Annotated in this window: 17 protein-coding genes and 1 pseudogene; 16 read left to right on the plus strand and 2 right to left on the minus strand. The window is 69.7% G+C overall.

Going from position 1 to position 18,861, the window contains the following annotated elements:
• Positions 1-43 precede the first annotated feature (43 nt).
• A complete protein-coding gene (locus tag Q664_RS31025) occupies positions 44-427 on the plus strand; it encodes a hypothetical protein (RefSeq protein WP_043403666.1) in 384 nt (127 codons plus the stop codon).
• Between the two features lie 78 nt (positions 428-505).
• Here Q664_RS31025 and Q664_RS31030 read toward each other — a convergent pair whose 3' ends face one another.
• Entirely contained in the window at positions 506-727 is a 222-nt protein-coding gene (locus Q664_RS31030; RefSeq protein WP_043403668.1) for a hypothetical protein, read from the minus strand.
• Positions 728-1,028: 301 nt separating this feature from the next.
• On the opposite strand from Q664_RS31030, the gene Q664_RS31035 reads away from it, so the two are divergent.
• From Q664_RS31035 to Q664_RS31090, 13 genes and pseudogenes are all read left to right on the plus strand, one after another.
• Entirely contained in the window at positions 1,029-1,781 is a 753-nt protein-coding gene (locus Q664_RS31035) for an OmpA family protein (protein ID WP_043403670.1), read from the plus strand.
• Between the two features lie 27 nt (positions 1,782-1,808).
• The gene (locus tag Q664_RS31040) at positions 1,809-2,243 is read left to right on the plus strand and encodes a chemotaxis protein CheW (protein ID WP_043403672.1); all 435 of its coding nucleotides are present in this window, start codon (positions 1,809-1,811) and stop codon (positions 2,241-2,243) included.
• Positions 2,244-2,246: 3 nt separating this feature from the next.
• On the plus strand, positions 2,247-2,627 hold the full coding sequence (locus tag Q664_RS31045) for a hypothetical protein (protein ID WP_043403674.1): 381 nt from the start codon (positions 2,247-2,249) through the stop codon (positions 2,625-2,627).
• Positions 2,624-4,423: a methyl-accepting chemotaxis protein gene (locus tag Q664_RS31050; protein ID WP_043403675.1), complete on the plus strand. Its 1,800-nt coding sequence runs from the start codon at positions 2,624-2,626 to the stop codon at positions 4,421-4,423. The genes Q664_RS31045 and Q664_RS31050 overlap by 4 nt, the downstream gene beginning before the upstream one ends.
• Positions 4,423-6,243, plus strand: coding sequence for a methyl-accepting chemotaxis protein (locus Q664_RS31055; RefSeq protein WP_052518886.1), 1,821 nt, complete (start codon positions 4,423-4,425; stop codon positions 6,241-6,243). The genes Q664_RS31050 and Q664_RS31055 overlap by 1 nt, the downstream gene beginning before the upstream one ends.
• A complete protein-coding gene (locus tag Q664_RS31060) occupies positions 6,240-8,693 on the plus strand; it encodes a hybrid sensor histidine kinase/response regulator (protein WP_043403677.1) in 2,454 nt (817 codons plus the stop codon). Before Q664_RS31055 ends, Q664_RS31060 begins: the two co-directional genes overlap by 4 nt.
• Positions 8,694-8,762: 69 nt before the next feature.
• A complete protein-coding gene (cheB, locus tag Q664_RS31065) occupies positions 8,763-9,839 on the plus strand; it encodes a chemotaxis-specific protein-glutamate methyltransferase CheB (protein ID WP_043403679.1) in 1,077 nt (358 codons plus the stop codon).
• A 6-nt stretch (positions 9,840-9,845) separates the two neighbouring features.
• Positions 9,846-11,165, plus strand: a complete 1,320-nt coding sequence (locus Q664_RS31070; protein WP_043403681.1) for a CheR family methyltransferase — start codon at positions 9,846-9,848, stop codon at positions 11,163-11,165.
• A gap of 77 nt (positions 11,166-11,242) precedes the next feature.
• A complete protein-coding gene (locus Q664_RS31075; RefSeq protein WP_043403683.1) occupies positions 11,243-12,091 on the plus strand; it encodes a tetratricopeptide repeat protein in 849 nt (282 codons plus the stop codon).
• A complete protein-coding gene (locus Q664_RS59415; RefSeq protein WP_160174535.1) occupies positions 12,088-12,234 on the plus strand; it encodes a hypothetical protein in 147 nt (48 codons plus the stop codon). The genes Q664_RS31075 and Q664_RS59415 overlap by 4 nt, the downstream gene beginning before the upstream one ends.
• Positions 12,235-12,306: 72 nt before the next feature.
• The gene (locus tag Q664_RS31080; RefSeq protein ID WP_043403685.1) at positions 12,307-13,218 is read left to right on the plus strand and encodes a bifunctional UDP-sugar hydrolase/5'-nucleotidase; all 912 of its coding nucleotides are present in this window, start codon (positions 12,307-12,309) and stop codon (positions 13,216-13,218) included.
• Positions 13,219-13,340: 122 nt separating this feature from the next.
• A pseudogene (rpmE, locus tag Q664_RS61360) lies at positions 13,341-13,559 on the plus strand (50S ribosomal protein L31); the annotation flags it as partial.
• 285 nt (positions 13,560-13,844) lie between these two features.
• Entirely contained in the window at positions 13,845-14,729 is an 885-nt protein-coding gene (locus tag Q664_RS31090) for a DNA-methyltransferase (RefSeq protein ID WP_043403689.1), read from the plus strand.
• 80 nt (positions 14,730-14,809) lie between these two features.
• Here the strand turns inward: Q664_RS31090 and Q664_RS31095 are convergent, their stop codons facing one another.
• Positions 14,810-16,417, minus strand: a complete 1,608-nt coding sequence (locus tag Q664_RS31095; protein WP_152622438.1) for a CotH kinase family protein — start codon at positions 16,415-16,417, stop codon at positions 14,810-14,812.
• A 144-nt stretch (positions 16,418-16,561) separates the two neighbouring features.
• Between Q664_RS31095 and Q664_RS31100 the strand changes: the two genes are divergently transcribed.
• Complete coding sequence (locus tag Q664_RS31100; protein ID WP_084610476.1) at positions 16,562-17,644, plus strand: lipase secretion chaperone; 1,083 nt, start codon at positions 16,562-16,564, stop codon at positions 17,642-17,644.
• 34 nt (positions 17,645-17,678) lie between these two features.
• Positions 17,679-18,830 carry an exonuclease/endonuclease/phosphatase family protein gene (locus Q664_RS31105; RefSeq protein ID WP_235216949.1) on the plus strand — a complete coding sequence of 384 codons (1,152 nt, stop codon included), beginning with the start codon at positions 17,679-17,681 and terminating at the stop codon, positions 18,828-18,830.
• Positions 18,831-18,861: the final 31 nt, after the last annotated feature.

The raw sequence follows: 18,861 nt of genomic DNA on the forward strand, positions 1-18,861 counted from the left end.
TCCCCACCCGCGCGTTCTTCTTGTGTAGGCGAGGAGGTGTGGCATGGCGTTGCTGACGGCTCAGTTGGGGGCGTGGGCGGTGATGTTGCTGATGGGCTCGGGCGGGGCGGAGGAGGAGGGTGGCTCGAAGTTGAAGCAGCGGGCGGAGACGCTCGCGAGCGAGGCGCGGGCGCTGGCCAACCCGCGCGGGTGCGCGAAGGTGGAGGAGTGCGAGATGGCGGGGTTCGGCCACAAGCCCTGCGGCGGTCCGCGCGAGTACCTCGCCTGGTGCTCGCGGACGACGGACGCGAAGACGCTGCGGGCCCGGCTCGAGGCGCTCGAGAAGGCGGAGAAGGCGTGGCAGGAGGAGGCGGGGCTCAAGTCCAACTGTGGCCTGACGCGCAAGCCGCGGCTCCGGTGGACGGACGGGGTGTGCCTCGCCCGGTAACGTGAAGCGCGGCCCACGCCGCACCGGTGCTCACCGGAGGGCGTGGGCCAGGGTGCCGGGGAAGTTCCTCCGGCCCACTCACTGGTCGGTCGCGTCCTCGGCCTTGTCGCCCGCCTTCTCGACGGCGTCGCCGGCCTTGTCCGCCGCGTCCTCGGCCTTGTCGCCCGCCTTCTCGGCCGCGTCGCCCGTCTTCTCCGCGGCGCGCTCGGCGTCGTCCTTGACACCCTCCTTCGTGTGGCTGCAGCCCACTCCCGCCAACAGGGTTCCCAGCGCTACGGCGAGCAGTGCCTTCCTCGTCATGTCCCCTCCTCGGATGGGGCTCCGGCCTTCGGCCGCCGGAACCTCGTGACGAGGAGGAAGGTACGGACCCTTCGCGCTCAGCACAGGGAGTTGAAAGCAAGTGGGCCGTCCGCTGGGACGCAGGGCGGGCGGCCAGGCGCGACCCCCCTGAATTTCCTTGTCCTATCAAGGGCTTCGAAGCCGGGTGCAACCTTCCATAAGGGACAAAAGCCTTTGACTCCACGTTCCGGGGCGGGCTAGACGCGGACGGCTCGTATCAGGTGTGAGTCGTCCTCGGGACATCCTTTTTTTTGGAGGAGAAATGCGTCGGATTTCGATGGTCGCGGGGCTCGCCCTCGCTGTGACGGTGCTGGCCGGCTGCCCGCCGACCTACCCCAAGTGCAACAGCGACGAGACCTGCCAGGAGAAGGGCGAGGTCTGCGTGAACGGCTCCTGCCAGGAGTGCGCCTCCGACGCCAACTGCAAGGAGGGCTTCGCGTGCCAGGAGAACAAGTGCGTTCCCAAGGGCCCCGAGTGCTCGCGCGATGAGCAGTGCACGGGCGGGAAGATCTGCGAGGCCGGCAAGTGCGCCGAGCCGCAGTGCACCTCCAAGGCCCAGTGCCAGGGTGCCCAGGAGTGCCAGAAGGGCCGCTGCGCGCTGCCGCCGGGCGCCTGCAACTCCAACACCGACTGCGGTGGGGACCAGGAGTGCAAGGAGAACAAGTGCGTGGCCGTCGCCACCAAGGCCGAGTGCAACTATGAGCCGCTGCGCTTCGGCTTCAACGAGTCCACCCTCCCCACCGACGCCCAGAGCCAGCTGAGCGAGCTGGCCCAGTGCATCAAGGACTCGGGCGCCCGCATCGAGCTCGGCGGGCATGCGGACGAGCGTGGCACCGAGGAGTACAACCTCCAGCTGTCCCAGAAGCGCGCCGCCTCGGTCAAGAAGTACCTGGTGGACCTGGGCGTGCCGGCCAGCCAGCTGAAGACGGTGGGTTACGGCGAGAACAAGCCGGTCGAGCAGGGCGCCACGGAAGAGGCCTGGGCGGCCAACCGTCGCGTCGAGTTCGTGCGCTAGCCGTCCTTGAGGTAGGCTGCGCGCGAAATGGCCTCGACCGAGACCGAGACGCGACAGTCCTACCTCGTATTCGCCTGTGGCAGCAGCTGGTACGCCGTACCCGCTGAGTGCGCGGCGGAAGTCGTCAGCTTTCCGGAGCTGACGCGGGTGCCCGGCGCCCCCGGGCATCTGTTGGGAGTCTTCGCCCACCGCGGGGAGGTCATCCCCGTGGTGGACATGAGCACGTTGGTGTCCGGGGAGAGCGAGCCCACCCGCCGCGCCGTGCTGGTGCGGCTGACGCGGGGCACCCTGGCCCTCACGGCCAGCCGGGTCGCCGGCGTGTCCCAGGTGGATGGACGCCTGGAGCCCCTGGGCGCCAACGGGGTGCACCTCCACCTGCGGGGGCCCGCACGCAGCGCCCAGCGCGACGTGGCGGTCATCGATCCCGAGGGCCTGTTCGATCACCTCAGCCAGGGAAGCTGAGCCATGGCCACGGGCAGCCGCAGCATCACCGGCATGCTCCTGTGCCGGGCGGGCCACGACCGGGTGGCGTTCTCCGCGCACGAGGTGGCCACCATCGAATCGCCGAGCACCTTCGGGGGCCGGGCCGGTTCGGCGTGTCAGGCCTTCGGGGTGTGCACCGGTTCCGAGCGCATCCTCGTGGCCGCCTCGGGTGAGGCGGTGGGCGTGGACGCGCTGGAGATCGACTCCGAGCCGCTCGCCCTGCTGCCGGCGCCGGCGCTGCTGGAGCGGGTGGCGGGTGGCAGTCTGCGCGGTTTCGTCCAGGTGCGCGGCGCGCTGTGGCCGTTGATGTCGTTGGTCCACTTCGGGCGTTTCCTGGCGCCCTCCGCCCGGGAGGCCGCGTGAGTGCACTGGAGGGGTTGAAGGGGCTGTCGGGGTGGACCACTCAGCCGTCCTGGCTGGGGGGCCTGGTGGGGCTGGGGCTGGCGCTGTTCTACGGCAAGCTCACGTACTCGGTGCCCGACGGGCGTTTGTGGCTCTTCCTGGGGTTGCTGCTGGCGGTGCTGGTGATGAACGCCGTGCTGTCCGGCGCCCAGGAGCGTCACGCGTTGCGCGTGCTGAGGGCGTTGGAGCAGAGGCGGCTGCCGACCAATCCGGACAACCTGCGCCGCGCGCTCCAGGAGGTCCGCCGCATCCCCGGGCGCTGCTTCTGGTTCACCCTGCAGGGCTGGGTGGGGGGCGCGCTGATGCTGGCGGCGACGTTCCCGCCCCTGGCTCAGGCGCCGTGGAGCACGGGGATGCGCATCGTCCTGGTGGGCCTGTCGCTCGGTCCGCTGTGCTCCATGCTCGTCTACCTCCTGGTGGTGCGCCGGGGCCGCCTGGCCGCCGAGCGCATCGCCGCGCAGGGCCTGTCCCCGCAGGAGGTCATCGCCGCGCTTCCCGCCGAGCGGTTGCGGCTGCGGCGCCGGCTGGTGATGTTCACCGCGGTGGCGGTGCTCAGCCCGTCCATGTTCATCCTCGATGTGTCGGTGAGCCGCACGTTGAGCACCGTCGATCAGATCCTGGATGCGAGGGGGTCGCCGGTGGTGCAGCAGAGGGTGGTGCACAAGGCACGTCATGCCACCGGAGTGCCGTTGGTGGTGCTCGCCGGGATGGTGGTGCTGCTGGTGGTGGGCACGGCGTACGTGGCGGGCACGGCACTGGCCGAGCCCCTGCGCGCCCTGTCCGAGGACGCCACCCGCATCGCCCAGGGCGAGGTGCGCACCCCGCGCTTCATCCCCGCCGAGGACGAGGTGTGGGCCGTGTCCGGGGCCTTCACGCGCATGCAGGCTCAACTGGCCCAGGCGCTCGTGCAGTTGCAGCGCGCGGGACTTCAAATCTCCTCCACCACCGAGCAGCTGGTGGCCACCTCGGCGGACCAGGAGTCCGGGGCGGGGGAGCAGGCCATCTCGCTCAACGAGACGCGGGCCACCACCGAGGAGCTGGCGCGCTCGGCGCAGCAGATCGCCGTCAACGCCGAGTCGGTGTCCACCATGGCGGAGACGACCTTCGGGGCGGCGCAGAGCGGGCAGCGCAGCGCGGCGGCCTTCCTCGCGGCCATGCACCGCATGAAGGGGGACAACCAGGGCATCGCGGATGCCGTGGTGCGGCTCAACAAGCGGGTGCAGCAGATCGGCAAGGTGGTGGAGTTCATCAACGAGATCGCCGACAAGTCGGACCTGCTGGCGCTCAACGCCGAGCTGGAGGGCACCAAGGCGGGCGAGCCCGGCCGGGGCTTCTCGCTGGTGGCCGCGGAGATGCGCCGGCTGGCGGAGAACGTGCTGTCCTCCACCCTGGCCATCGAGCGGCTCATCGATGAAATCCGCGATGCCACCCAGGCGGCGGTGATGGCCACCGAGGCGGGGTTGAAGACGACGGAGCGCGGCGCCTCGCTGGCGGCGCAGGTGGACCAGAGCCTGGGCCTCATCCTCGAGCTGGCGCGGCAGACGTCCCACGCCGTGCGCTCCATCTCCCTGGCCACCCAGCAGCAGCAGACGGGCACGGATCAGCTCGCCGCCGCCATGGGGGACATCCTGCGTGTCACCGAGGAGAACGCCGAGGCCACCCAGCAGATGGTGGCGGCCAATACGGACCTCTCGGCGCTGGCGAGGGACTTGAAGGCCACGGTACAGCGCTTCCGCGTGGCGGAGAGGGACGGGTGATGCGGACTCCGCGCTTCCTGCGTTACCGGCGTCCCTTCAGCCGCCGCCTGGTGATGGCGGTCGTCTACGCCAACTTCACCACCTCCATCCTCAGCGGGCGCTACGCCCAGCTCACCATCGGGGAGCGGCTGGAGGCCAGCCTGCCTCTCTACTTCAAGCTGATGGCGGTGTTCTCCTGTGCCGCCATCGTTGTGCAGGCGGTGCTCTGCCTGCGCCGGCTGAGGGGGCTGCTCGGCGTGGAGGCCGCGGAAGGGCCGAGCCAGCCGGAGCAGCTCGGGCAGGCGCTGCGGGAGGTTCAGGGCCTCGCGGACTTCTCCTTCGTCTCCACGCTGGCCATGTGGCTGTTCAACTCCCTCCTCGTCAACGTGGGGCTGTGGGTGAGCGGCGCGTCCATGGACCTGCTGGAGGTCCTGCGCCTCGGCTTGCCGGGGCTGATCTTCGGTCCACTCTCCGCGCTGTTGACGTACTGCATCGTCACGATGCGGGCCCGGCGCGTGGTGCTGGACATGGGCCCCCTGGGCCTGACGCCCGAGCTGGCCATCTCCGTGGCGCCCCGGCGCTCGCAGATCCGCCTGCGGCTGAGCCTCTTCACCGCCATCGTCGTGGTGACACCCGCGGCGCTCATCTGGGATGTGAGTAATTCGCTGGCCAACCGGGCCTTCGATCAGATGCTGACGGAGGCCGATCCGAAGCGGCAGGCGGAGCTGGCCGAGCTGCTGCGCACCGAGGCGCTGTGGTCCGGCGGAGCGCTGTGCCTGCTCGTCTTCGGGGTGGCCCTGGCCGCGGCCTACCTGGGTGGCACGTTGCTGGGCCGTCCCATGCGCCAGTTGGGCGAGGACGCCCACCGCATCGCCGAAGGGGACCTGAGCCGCCCGCGCATCATCCCCGCCGAGGACGAGGTGTGGGCCGTCTCGGCCGCCTTCTCCACCATGCGGGCCCACCTGGCGGACGTGCTGGCCCAGTTGCAGCGCGCCGGCTACCGCATCGGCACCACCACCGAGGAGATCCTCGCCACCTCCGCGCGCTATGAGGGAGGGGCCGCCGAGCAGGCCAGCTCGCTGGACGAGACGAGCGCCACCACCGAGGAGCTGGCGCGCTCGGCCCGGCAGATCGCCGAGAACGCGGGCTCGGTGGCGGAGATCGCCCACAAGACGCTCGCGGCGGCCCGGCAGGGGCAGGCCAGCGCCGAGGCCTTCCTGGAGACGATGAACCGCATGCGCCACGACAACCAGGCCATCGCCACCGCGGTGGCCCGGTTGAACAAGCGCGTGCAGCAGATCGGCAAGATCGTCGAGTTCATCAACGGCGTGGCCGACAAGTCGGACCTGCTCGCGCTCAACGCCGAGCTGGAGGGCACCAAGGCGGGCGAGGTGGGGCAGGGCTTCTCGCTGGTGGCCGCGGAGATGCGCCGGCTGGCGGAGAACGTCATCGAGTCCACCAAGGAGATAGAAGGGCTCATCGAGGAGGTGCAGGACGCCTCGGGCGGCGCGGTGATGGCCACCGAGGGCGGCGTGCGCGCCACCGAGACGGGCACCGCCCTGGCGCAGCAGGTCTCCGAGTCGTTGCGGCAGATCGTCGAGCTGGCCGGGCGCACGTCGGACGCGGTGCGGGCCATCTCGCTGGCCACGCAGCAGCAGCAGGGTGGAACGGATCTGCTCGCCGAGGCCATGGCGGACATCCTGCGCATCACCCAGCAGAGCCACAACGCCACCAAGCAGGTCATCAGCGCCAATGGAGATCTGTCCACGCTGGCGCGTGACTTGAGAGGGGTGGTGGAGCGCTTCCAGATCGATCCACCCGCGCCAGGGGGCAAGGTGTGAGCGCGCGGGAGAAGTTGCTCAAGCAGTTCCGGGAGCTGGTGGGGGTGCGCCTGGAGCGCATCAACCGCCGCATCGTGGAGCTGGAGGCGGGTGCGAGCCTGGAGGCCGGCCGCACCGTGCTGCGCGAGCTGCACGGGCTGAAGGGCGAGGCCCGGATGATGGGCTTCGACGCCATCAACTCCGTCGTGCACGAGATGGAGGAGCTGGTGCGCTCCACCGAGCGCGCCGAGCACGCGATGACCGCCGGCTCCATCGACGCGCTGCTCCAGGCGGGAGACGCGGTGCTGGTGCTGGCCGGTGCGTCGCCCGAGCCGGCCCAGCCGCCTCCCGAGGTGGGCAAGCTGGTGCGCTGGCTGCAGGAGTGTACCCGCGCCGAGGTCTCCGGTCAGTCGGTGCCCGCCTCCATCCCGGGCCCGGCGTCCCCTCCGGTGCCGCCCGCGCGCAAGGAGGCCCCGGAGAAGGATCGGGACGATCGGGAGGATGTCACCCCCGCGTGGGGCTCGGCTTCGCTGAGCGGCATGGTGTCCTCGCTGGTGTCGCGGCAGGCGCCGCCCCCGTCGTCCCCCCCCGTGCCGACCGCCCCGGCGCGGCCTCCCCTGGTGGGCCGGTCGGTGCCGGTGGAGCCTCCTCGCGCGCAGGCTTCCGCGACGGTCACGGCCACCACCACCATCAGCCGGATGCCACCGGCCACGCCCGAGGTGCCGGTGCGGACGGGCTCGGTGTCCGGCGTGCGTGCGGGAGACAGGGCGGACGGCTCGGTGCGCATCGGCGTGGCCAGCCTGGATCTGCTCACGAGCGCGGTGACGAACCTCACCCAGCTGTCGCGCCGCCGCGAGTTGGCGACCACCCGGCGGTTGGAGCTGGCGCGGGAGCTGAGCCTGCTGGCGCGGGCCGCGGAGGACCTGGGCCCGGCGGCCGCCGCGCTCTCGGAGCGGCTCGGCAAGGCGAAGGAGCTGGCCGCCGCCCTCCACCGCGAGGCGAAGCTGCTGGCCAACGAGGAGCTGCGCGACCTGGGCTACGTGGCCGACGAGGTGCAGCGCCTGCGCATGCTGCCGCTCTCCGTGCTCTTCGAGCCCTACCCGCGCATGGTGAGGGATCTGGCGCGCGAGCTGGGCAAGGAAGTGGAGCTGGTGGTGGACGGCGAGGACACCCGTGCCGACCGGGCGGTGGTGGAGGCGCTGAGAGATCCCCTGCTGCACCTGGTGCGCAACGCGCTGGACCACGGCCTGGAGTCGCGGGTGGACCGGGTGGCCACGGGCAAGCACCCGCGCGGACGGCTGACGCTGGGGGCCGCGCGGGACGGCAACCGGCTGGTGCTGCGCGTGGAGGACGACGGCGTGGGCCTGGAGCCCTCGTTGCTGCGCCGGGCGGCGGTGCGCAAGGGCTTCCTGGACGAGGCCTCGGCCTCGGCGCTGACGGATCAGGCGGCGCGCGAGCTCATCTTCCTCTCGGGCTTCACCTCGCGCGAGGTGGCCACGGACATCTCCGGGCGGGGCGTGGGGCTGGACGCGGTGCGCAGCTCGCTCCGGGCGCTGGGGGGAGACGTGCTGGTGGCCTCCACGCCGGGCGGAGGCACGCGCTTCGAGCTGCGGGTGCCGGTGTCCCTCACCGTGGCCCCGCTGCTCTTCGTGAAGGTGGCCGAGGAGACGCTCTGCCTGAGCGCCGCCCACGTCTCGCGGGCGGTGAAGGTGGAGGCCTCGCAGATCCGCGAGGTGGCCGGGCGCGCGGTGCTGGAGGTGGATGACCAGCCCATGCCCTTCGCCTCGCTGGGGGCGTTGCTCGGGCTGGGACCGGAGGCGGTGGCGGGCGAGGGGGCCCTGGTGCTGGTGGTGCGCAGCCAGGGGGCCACGGCCGCGCTGGCGGTGGACCGTGTCCTCGAGGAGAGCGTCCAGGCCATCCTGCCGCTGAAGGGGCTGCTGGCGCGCTTCCCGCACCTCACGGGCGCCACCACGCTGGCGGACGGCCGGCTCGCCATGGTGCTGTCGGCGGCCCACGTCATCGCCAGCGCCCAGGGGGCCATGGGCCTGCGGGTGCCCCGGGCGCCCGCCGCCGCCCGCCCGCTTCCCGCTCCCCGCCGCCGCATCCTGGTGGTGGACGACTCCCCCCTCACCCGGGAGCTGATCGGCTCGCTCCTGGAGGCCGTGGGGTACGACGTGATCATGGCCACCGACGGCATGGAGGCCCTGGACATGCTCAACGCCGCCTCCAATGGCCCCCGGGTGGACCTGGTCTGCACCGACCTGGAAATGCCCCGGGTGGACGGGTTGGAGCTGACCCGCCGGCTCAAGGCCCATGCGACCCATAAGGTTCTCCCGGTGGTCATCCTCACCACCCGTGGAGGAGAGGAAGACCGGCAGCGTGGGCTGGCGGCGGGCGCGGACGGCTATATCACCAAGGGTGACCTGGTGCGTCAGGATCTGGTGGATGTGGTGGGCCGGCTCCTGGGCTGACGTGCGCCCGCGGGACAGCGGGCCCAATTGGGTATACTCGGGGCGTTGCGCACGGAGTATGGAAGCCACATGGGCAAGAAAGTGTCAGTGCTGGTCGTCGACGACTCGCACATCTGCCGACAGCTGATCTGTGAAGCTCTGGGCCGGGATCCGGACCTGGAGGTTGTCGGGACTTGCGCCAACGGCAAGGAGGCGCTGGAGGCCGCGCGGGAGCTGCGTCCTCAGGTCATCACCATGGACGTGGAGATGCCGGTGATGGATGGGCTCACGGCCGTGGAGCACATCATGGCCGAGGTGCCCACGCCCATCCTCATGCTGACGGCGGATCCGCGCCAGCAGGCGCCGGAGCTGACGTGCCGGGCGCTGGAGCTGGGCGCGCTGGCGCTGCAGATCAAACCCGCCATCGACGCGGGCACCGAGGCGTGGAACCTGTCGCGCGAGGTGAAGCTGTTGTCCTCGGTGCGGGTCATCCGGCACATCCACAACAGCAAGCAGCGCCGGCCGCCGTTGCCGGGCACGGGTGGGGCGGCGGTGGCGGTGCCCGCGCCACCGGTGGGCATGCCCTACGGGGTGCTCGCGGTGGCCAGCTCCACCGGTGGGCCGCAGGTCCTCTTCCGGATGCTCTCGGAGCTGCCGGCGGACTTCCCCACGCCCATCGTCATCGTCCAGCACATCAACGCCGCGTTCTCCGAGTCGCTGGCGGGCTGGCTGGCCAATTCCTCGAAGCTGAAGGTGCGCCTGGCGACGGACGGCGAGCAGCTGCTGCCGGGCAACGTGCTGATCGCCCCGCCGGGGCAGCACATGTCCATTCCCTTCCGGGGGCGGGTGGCGCTGCGGCCGGGTGTGGAGCGGGACGGGCACATGCCCTCGGGCACGGTGCTGCTGGAGAGCGCGGCCAAGGCCTACGGGCGGCGCACCCTGGGGCTCATCCTCACCGGCATGGGCGAGGACGGAGCGGAGGGCATGCTCGCCATCAAGCAGGCCGGTGGGCTGACGCTGGCACAGAACGAGGAGTCGTGCGTGGTGTTCGGCATGCCGGGTGCGTCGGTGGCGCGCAAGGCGGTGGATCACCTCGTCCACGGTGACGACATCGCGGGAGCGCTGGTGCGGCTCGCCCGGGGTGAGACGCTCACCGCGGGGCGCTGAGCGCAGGTGACTCCTCCCGCCTTTCCGCCGGCCACCAGTCCCTTCCACGCCTTCGTGGCGCGGCGGACGGGCATGGCCTTGAGTGAGCTGCAGTGCCGCCGGCTCGACGAGAAGCTGATGGCACGGCCGGGCGGGTTGACGCCGCAGTACCTGCTTCACCTGCAGTCTCCCGCGGGCGCGGCGGACCTGGCCGAGCTCATCGACGCCATCTCCGTGCAGAAGACGGAGCTCTTCCGGGACGAGCCGCAACTGGCGGCGCTGCGCATGCACGTGCTGGAGCCGATGGTGGCGAGGATGCACCGGCCGCTGCGGGTGTGGAGCGCGGGCTGCGCCACGGGCGAGGAGGTGGCCACGCTGCTGGTGATGCTCGCCGAGGCGGGCGCGGATCCCTCCAGCACGGTGCTGGGCACGGACATCTCGGAGACGGCCATCGCGCGGGCGCGGGAGTTGTGCTTCAGCGCGGAGCAGTTCCAGCGGGTGCCGCATGGGGTGCGCGAGCGCTGGTTCCTGCCCGCCGGCGGGGGCCGCTTCACGCTGGTGGGGCACCTGAAGGATCGGGCCAGCTTCGAGTGCCACAACCTGATGGACCTGCCCTACCCGGTGGCGGCGGAGGGGCAGGGGTTCGATCTCATCGTCTGCCGCAACGTCCTCATCTACTTCGCCCCCGAGCCCTTCGATCGGGTGGTGACGTCACTGGCGGGGCGGCTGACCCCCGAGGGGATGTTGGTGCTCTCGGCGGCCGAGCCATTGCTGCGCGCGCCGCCGGCCCTGCGCACCGTGCGCTTCGAGCAGGCCTTCTTCTATGCGCGGGCGCAGGAGGCCGTGGCCTTCGCCGAAGCGGCGCCGCCCGGGGCCCCGAGCAGGCCGAGCTCCAGTGGACTGCCCGCAGTGGGGGCCCTGCTCGCGTCGCGCTCCCCCACGTCGGGGCGCTTTCCGGCGATCTCCGCTCCGTCGAAACCAGGGACTCCCGCCGAGGTGCAACCCGGGGATGCCGGCGCGCACACGGAGGCGGATGCCCTCTTCGCGAAGGTGCTGGAGTGGGCCTCCTCGGGGGGGGAGGCGAGTCCCCAGACGGCGGAGGCGCTGCGGCGCTGCCTCGTGTTGGATCCGGACCTGGCCGCGGCGCGCTACCTGCTGGGGATGTTGCTCGAGCAGCGGGGCGTGCCGGCCGAGGCCGCAGTGGAGTACCGGCGGGCCCTGCGCTCGCTGGAGGAGGGGAGGGCGCGCACCACCCCCTTCTTCCTCAACAACGCCCGGCTCCAGGTGGCCTGCGCGCGCGCCATCGAGCGGGTGGAGCGGGGCGCCGGTCCGCCTCCGTCGCGTTGACGAGCGGGCAGGCGGGCCCCGAGGGCATGAAGAAGCCCGCGCGGGCCAGGGGGTTTGACCGTAAGATGCGCCCCCTTATGAGAAGGCTTGCCCTGTTCGCCCTCCCGCTCGCGCTCGCCGGCTGCTTCTACCCCGCCGACCGCGGCCGCGCCTTGGAGTCCCGGCTCGAGAAGCTCGATGCTTCCCAGGCCCAGCTCCAGGCGGAGCTGAAGCAGACCCGAGAGCAGCTCGACGCCACGCTGCCGAAGATCGACGCGAAGATCGCCGAGGTCTCCAAGGCGCTGCAGAGCCTGGACACCGCCTCGCGCCGCTCGGGCGCGGACATCGGCATCCAACTGCAGAAGACGGTGGAGGACCTCGCCCAGCTGCGCGGTCAGGTGGAGACGTACCTCTACAAGATTGGCGAGCTGGAGGGCGCGCTCGCCAGGACGAGCGAGGAGACGGAGAAGCGGCTGCAGGCGCTCAAGGGCGATGAGGCCCTGAAGGAAGCCGAGGCCAGGAAGAAGGCCGAGGAGCTGAAGCGGCCCACGGACAAGAAGGAGTTCCTCGCGCTGGCCCGGGAGAAGGCCAAGGGCGGCGACGTGGCCGTGGCCCGGCAGCTCTACTCGGAGTTCCTCAAGAAGTGGCCCAAGGACGCGCTGGCCGCCGAGGCCCACTTCGGCCTGGGGGAGACGTACTTCGCCGAGGACAAGTGCCGTGAGGCCCTCTACGAGTACGGCAAGCTGCTGCAGGAGCACCCCAAGGCGGACTCCACGCCGGAGGCGTACCTGCGCTCGTCGGATTGCTTCAAGAAGTTGAAGATGCAGGAGGAGTCGCGGCTGGCGCTCGAGGAGCTCGTGAAGGGCTACCCGAAGTCGGATGCGGCCAGGACGGCCAAGGCGCGCCTGACCGAGCTGGACAAGGCGAAGAAGGGCGGCAAGAAATGAGCGGGCTTCTGATGAGTGGGCGTCTGGTGCTGCTGGCCGTGCTCGCGCTGCTGGTGTCGCCCTGGGTGGCGGACGCGGCGCCGAAGCAGGTGGTGCTCCTCTTCACCGGAGACAACGGGGGCGAGATCGCCCCCTGTGGTTGACGCCACAACCCGTCTGGCGGTCTGGCCAGACGAAAGACGGTCTTCTCGCAGGAGCGCGCGGGCGGGAAGCCGGTGCTGGTGCTGGACGCGGGCAATGCGCTCTTCAAATTCGCCGCGAAGGGGAGTGATCCAAAGGAGAAGGAGCGGGCCACGCTGCTGCTCGAGACGATGGATGCGCTGGGCACCACGGCCATGGCCGTGGGCGAGCGCGACCTGACGCTCGGGACGGACTTCCTCCTCCGCGCCTCGAAGGATCGGAAGATGAAGCTCCTGTCCGCCAACCTGGTGGACGCGGGGGGCAAGCCGCTCTTCCCGGCCTCCACGGTGGTGACGGTGGGCGGCGTGAAGTTCGGCCTGGTGGGCCTCTCTCCGGAGGGGCCGGTGCCTGGCCAGAAGGGCGTGGTGGGCAGGCCTCCCGTGCCGGCGGCCATCGCCGAGTCCCGCCGCCTGCGCACCCAGGAGAAGGTGGACGTGGTGGTGGTGCTCGCCGCCATGCCCTACATGGAGGCCACCAGGCTCTCCATGGAGTCGGGCAACGCCGTGGACCTCATCCTCCAGTCGCACGACAGGCGGGGGCAGGGCATGGCCCAGCGCAACGACTTCGCCACCCTCGTCCCCACGGGCGAGCGGGGACGGGAGCTCGGCCACCTGACGCTCTCCGTGGGGGGCAAGGGGCCCTTCGTGGACCTGTCCGGGACGGAGCGGGCCCGGCAGAACCTGAAGATGCTCGAGGCCAACCTCCAGCAGGCGAGGCGGAGCCTGGCGGCGGCGAAGGACGAGCGGACCCGGAAGACGTGGGAGGAGACCCTCTCCGACTTCGAGGCGCGCCAGAAGGCGCTCGCACTGGAGGTGGAATCCGGCAAGCAGGGGACCGAGCGCTCCCTGCGCCTCTCGTACATCGCCCTGGGGGGCAACATCCAGGACGACCCCGAGGTGAAGAAGCGGGTGGAGCGAATCGAACCCCCGGGATCCGCATCTCATTAGTCTGGACGGGGCCCGGTCGCGGGCCTTGTGCCAGGGCCGGTCCGCCGTTATAAGCGCCGGCCTACCTCTAGAACGCCAGACCTCCCACCCCAGCGTGGGGGCAAGGCGCAGGGAGTCGTAAAATGAAGGCTGATCTGCACCCGGTCTACCCGGCCGCCCGTATCACCTGTGCGTGCGGTAACACCGTCGAGACCCGGTCCACGCGTGGCTCGTTCACCGTGGAAGTCTGCTCGAACTGCCACCCCTTCTTCACGGGCAAGTACAAGCTGCTCGACACCGCGGGCCGCGTGGAGAAGTTCCGCAAGAAGTACGGGACGGGGGCGGGGACGTCCAAGCCCGCCGAGGGCGCCGCTGCTCCCGCCGAGGGTGCCGCCGCTGCTCCCGCCGAGGGCGCCGCGAAGAAGACCGCCAAGAAGGCCAAGGCCTAGTCTCTTCCGCACCACCGCGTAGCACCCGCCGAGCACGGCGCTGGAAGGCCTCGATGAGAGGCACTCCCGCCGTGCTCGCGGCGTTTCGGGAGTCCGCGTTTCTCGTCAAGTTTCAGGGTGCTACAGGCAAAAATTTAGACGTAGCACCGTGTTGCCCGCACATTCCCGCCCGTCACGACGACCCCTGACGGAGGCGAGATGTCCGCGGAAGCCACTGCCCTGAAGCTTGTTCAGCAGCCCTCTCTGCGCGAGAGCCTTTTCGCCAAGAGCGATGGCTACCGGCTGTACCAGGGCGACAGCCTGGCGCTGCTCGAGCAGTTCGAGCCTGGCACCTTCGACATGGTGTTCGCCGACCCGCCCTACTTCCTGTCCAACGGCGGCTTCACCTGCAAGAACGGCAAGCGCGCCGCGGTGAACAAGGGCGGCTGGGACGTGTCGCGCGGGGTGGACGAGGACCACGCCTTCACCACCGCGTGGCTCAAGGCCTGCCAGCGGGTGCTCAAGCCCACCGGCACCATCTGGGTGAGCGGCACGCAGCACGTCATCTTCTCGGTCGGCTTCGCGATGCAGAAGCTCGGCTACAAGCTGCTGAACACCGTCACCTGGTACAAGCCCAACGCCAGCCCCAACCTGGCGTGCCGCTACTTCACGCACTCCTCCGAGCTGCTCATCTGGGCCTCGCCCAAGCCGGCCGCGAAGCTCCAGCACACCTTCAACTATTCGAAGATGAAGGCGGACAACGGCGGCAAGCAGATGCGCGACGTGTGGGCGCTGCCGCGCACGGGTGACGAGGAGTTGTCCGCGGACGAGTCCGGCCGCGTGTGGACGATGACGGCGCCGCGCCGCGAGGAGAAGGCGCACGGCAGCCACCCCACGCAGAAGCCTGTGTCGCTGCTCGAGCGCGTCATCGAGGCGAGCACCCCCGAGGACGCGCTGGTGTTGGATCCCTTCAACGGCAGCGGCACCACGGGTGTGGCGGCGATGAAGCTGGGCCGGCGCTACGTGGGCATCGACATGGACGAGCAGTACCTGAAGCTGTCGCAGAAGCGCCTGGCCGAGGCCGAGCGCGCTGCCCGCCGGTAGTCCTTCGCGGAGGGTGTCCCTCTCGAGGATGTCTCCCCGGCTCCCCGAGGGGGTGAACGCGTCCTGGAAGCGATGAGGCTTCAGGGCATGGGGGCCAGTTGCGCGTCGAGAAAAGCCCAGCGCAGGGTGAGCCATTGGCGGATGTATTCCACCTCCTCATCGAAGGTGGTGAAGTCCGTCCGCTGGGACCAGAGGGGGAAGCTCCGGTACTGCTCCATCCACCGGGCCTCATCGCGCCGGGCGCTCGGGGCGATCTCCCCGGCGAGCTCATCGAGGCGCGCGTGGAGCAGGACGGGGGCGAGCTCCTGGGAGAGCTGAGCCCGGAGGCGAGCCCGGAGCGGTCCCGCGAACGCCGGCTCCGCGAGCAGGCGCCGGAACAGCTCGTTGTCCGCCCCCGTATCGAGGGCTGCGGTGGGCCGCAGGCGCTGGGTCTTCCACGTCTGTCCAAACGTCCCGTCCAGGTCCCAGGGGATGTAGCGCCAGGGTCCGCCCTGGGGGTCGTGGTAGTGATAGGCGTTCTTCACATCCGAGTCGATCGCCACCAGCAGGGTGACGAAGGCCCACCAGTTCTCGTAGTCGCGCTGACTGAAGAGCTGGGGCCCCTGGGTCCGGAAGTCCGCATCGCTGGCGGTGGCCACGAAGCGGACGAAGGCGTCGAGGTCATCGAAGGCGCCGGGCTCGCCCTCCTTGGGTGTTCCGTCCTGCTTCACGAAGCCCGCGTGCGGGGTGGACTTGGGCTGGCCGTCCTTGTCCACCAGGCGGAAGTTGGCCGACCCGGAGTCGGCCTTGTAGAGGTTGCCGTTCACACTCAGCCCCTGGGCCGCCATCAGGTGCTTGTTGACGTGGTCCGCCAGCGTATAGAGCCCGTGGTAGACGCCGTCGAGATAGACCACCACGCTGAAGGTCTTCACCTGGAGGCTCTCGGGCGAAAGCCGGCCCCACAGCTCGAAGCCCATCCGGGCGCGCAGGTATGAGTTGTCATTGAAGGTGTTGATGAGCACCAGCGAGCGCCGGTTCGTGAACCCCCCGGCTCGCGCGGGCTCCTGGAAGGGATCCTCCGCGGAGAACTTCAGGGTGTAGCTGTTCTTCGGGAAGGCCAGGGAGCTGCTGCCACGCAGCTTGCCCTCCGCGGCGTAGGTGTGGCCCCCATAGATGACGGTGAGGGGCACGTGGTCATCGGGGTTGAGACGGGACGCGCCCTGGAAGTGGATGACGGGCAGCCCATATTCCTCGGTGTAGACGGTGGGCTTCACCGGCACGTTGTGCGGGTCCTTCCAATTGTCCGCCACGCCGATCTTCACCGTACCGGTCTGTTTCTCCTTGCCCTTCAGGGCAATCACATACACCCCGGCCTGGTCGAGCCCCGGCGTCCAACTCAGTGTCGCCGTCTTCTTGTCATAGGAGGCCCCGTGGGGCAGGTCCTTGAGGTGGAAGGCGGAGCCCTTCACCTCCGTTCCATCGGCGCACGACACCTTCACGGAGAGCGTTTGCCCCTCCTCGAGCCAGTGGGGACCGCCCGCCGTCGGGACACAGGGTGCTTCGGACTTGTCGTCTTCGCCCTCCCTCTCGAGCGGGAACGTGCTCGTTCGCGTCACCTGTCGCTCGCGGCCCTCGCTCCCGGCATTCCCTCCACAGCCCAGGACTCCCCCCAACAGCAGGGCGCTCACTCCGATTCGCATTGGCATCATGTCGTTCACCACCACCCGGTAGCGCTAGGTGGGGACTCGCGCTCATTCCGACAACGCACCCCTGAGCGCCCTGGGAGTGTCTTGATTCGAACGGAATTACAGGGTAATCTGTTTGAGCTGTTGTGGCTCGGCAGAGGTACTCCCATGCGGATGGATGTAAGGGTTCTGGGAGTCCTGCTGGGGACGGCGCTCCTGGGACTGGCGGTCGGGTGGTCCTCGGCCCACTCCGTGGCGGTCGCTCAGGCCCCGTCCATCCCCGATGACCCGGTGTCTTCTCCGGCCGGGACCCGGCGTCCGGCACCGCCCGCCTGGAGTGCGCCGGCCGCGTCCGTGAACCTCGATGCTCGGGAGCTCGAGTCGCGGATGCTGGTGGCGAAGGTCCGGGCCTCGCTTGGCCGGAGCTATGAGCGTGCTTCCTCGCAGGGAGACTTCGCCCTGGCGCCGGGCCACATCCTCGACGGCCTCCTCGCGCGGCGTTGCGGCCTCGTGCGGCGTCATGTGGAGGAGCTCCTTGCCCATCGGGAGCGGCTCGCTCTCTCGGGCGCCGATGCCGACGGGCTGTGCCGGGAGCTGCTCTTCTCGCTGCTCCAGGAGCGGCTCTCCCTGCCCGAGGGGACTTCCCAGGCGCGGTTCTGGGAGTCCCTGGCGCGGGTGGATGAGGCCGCGGAGCGGCACGTCCTCGGAGAGGCTTCCACCTCGCGCGGTGAGGCGTTCCGCGCGGCCTACGAGCGCTTCCGCGAGGAGCGCCAGGACATCGTGGGCCCGGACGTCGAGCGGGGGCTCTTCGGGCTTTCGGACGAGCTGGTACGTCTGCCCTTCCGGGTGGACGAGCTCGTCAGTGATTCGCGTCTGTCGCCCGAGCAGCGGATGGCGGCCTACGAGGACATGCTCCAGCGCATCTCGCGGGACTACGGCGTCGTGCTCGCCTCGGTGGTGGAGCCGCTCGAGCTGGCGAAGCAGGCCTTGCGGCTCCACGGGACGGCGGGAGCCCTCGGGTCCGCGCAACAGCAGGCCATCCTGGAGCGGTTCGCTGGCCCCGAGACCACGCGCCTCTACCTCGAGCACCAGCTGGAGCAACAGGACCGGGGCGAGCGCCTGCGCGCCTTCAATCAGGAGCGCGCCCGGCTCCTGGAGCGGTTGACCCGCGCGGGTCTCTCGCCGGAGCAACTGCGCGAGCGGATGCCGGCGATCGACCAACAGCTCTTCGAGAAATATCACCTGCAGTAGGACCGGCCGCGGTTGCGCGGGGGAAAGCCAGCCCATGAAGACTCACGAGAACCAGGGAAGTCACCGCCTGCTGCCCGCGTTGGTGGCGTTGATGCTCGGAGGCCAGGCGTGGGCGTATGACCCTTATCATTCGAACAACCCCACCGCCTGGTACGACGAGGTGGCCGAGGATGAGTACTTCAATCCATCCCTCACACCCGGCTGGCAGCTCAACGAGACGTGCGGCGACACGGGTTACTTCTCGGTGGCGTCCTACAACATCTTCCACAACGTGCCCTTCGTCTATGACTTCGGAGACGAGATGGAGCAGAGCCTGGGAAAGGTGACGAAGTGCGCGGACGTCGTCCTGTACCAGGAGGCCTGGGATTATGACGACATCATCCAGGATGGTCCCAAGCAGAACATGGCCTCGCGCGGCTTCAACATGCTCACCCCCAGCGGCTATTACTGTGACGATACCTGGGGTGGCATCGAGAACGACTGCAGCGGCCTGATGATGTTCTACAAGAGCGGCACCACGTTGGTGAAGGAGTTCACCCTCCAGCCGTTCACCGACTCGAACGGGGCTGACATACACAAGGAGAAGGGAGTCTGGGGCGCCATCTTCGCCAAGGCGGGAAAGTATTACTATGTCTTCGATACGCACTTCACGTACGGGAACAAGGGGCACCTGGAGGGAGATGCCGCCTCGGATGCCTCACGTATCTCCAACATGAAGCAGTCGTTGGCCTATATCCGCGACCAGGTGACCGCGAACAAGTCGAGTTATCCGCCGTCGGTCGTCCTCTTCGGAGGTGACTTCAACTCCGACTTCACCAGCACCAACAGCTACTCGCGGGGCTATCAGTTACTCGTCCAGGCCGCTGCCCAGACGTATTTCTATGAGCCGTATGCCTATTCCATGATGAACACGGTGCTGGGCGGTTACGAGACTCCCGGCTTCCAGTCCAACTGGGTGGGAGGCGCCGTGGACACGGGCCCCAATGGCATGGCCACGGGGGCGAAGGCGGACTACGACACCGTGCTGGTGGGCAAGCCCGGAGCCTTCGGGGACTGCGCTCCCATCGAGATCGCCTACAGCGGCTGGGCTCCCGCGTGGAAGACGACGACCGGCGAGCGGAAGTGGCCCTTCTATACCCACTCGGATCATTACGGCCGGTGGATCCGGGTGAAGCCCGGCTGTTGAGCCCCTTCAGGGAAGTGACCGAATATCCCCT

The sequence above is a fragment of the Archangium violaceum Cb vi76 genome (assembly GCF_000733295.1).
Lineage (GTDB): Bacteria > Myxococcota > Myxococcia > Myxococcales > Myxococcaceae > Archangium > Archangium violaceum.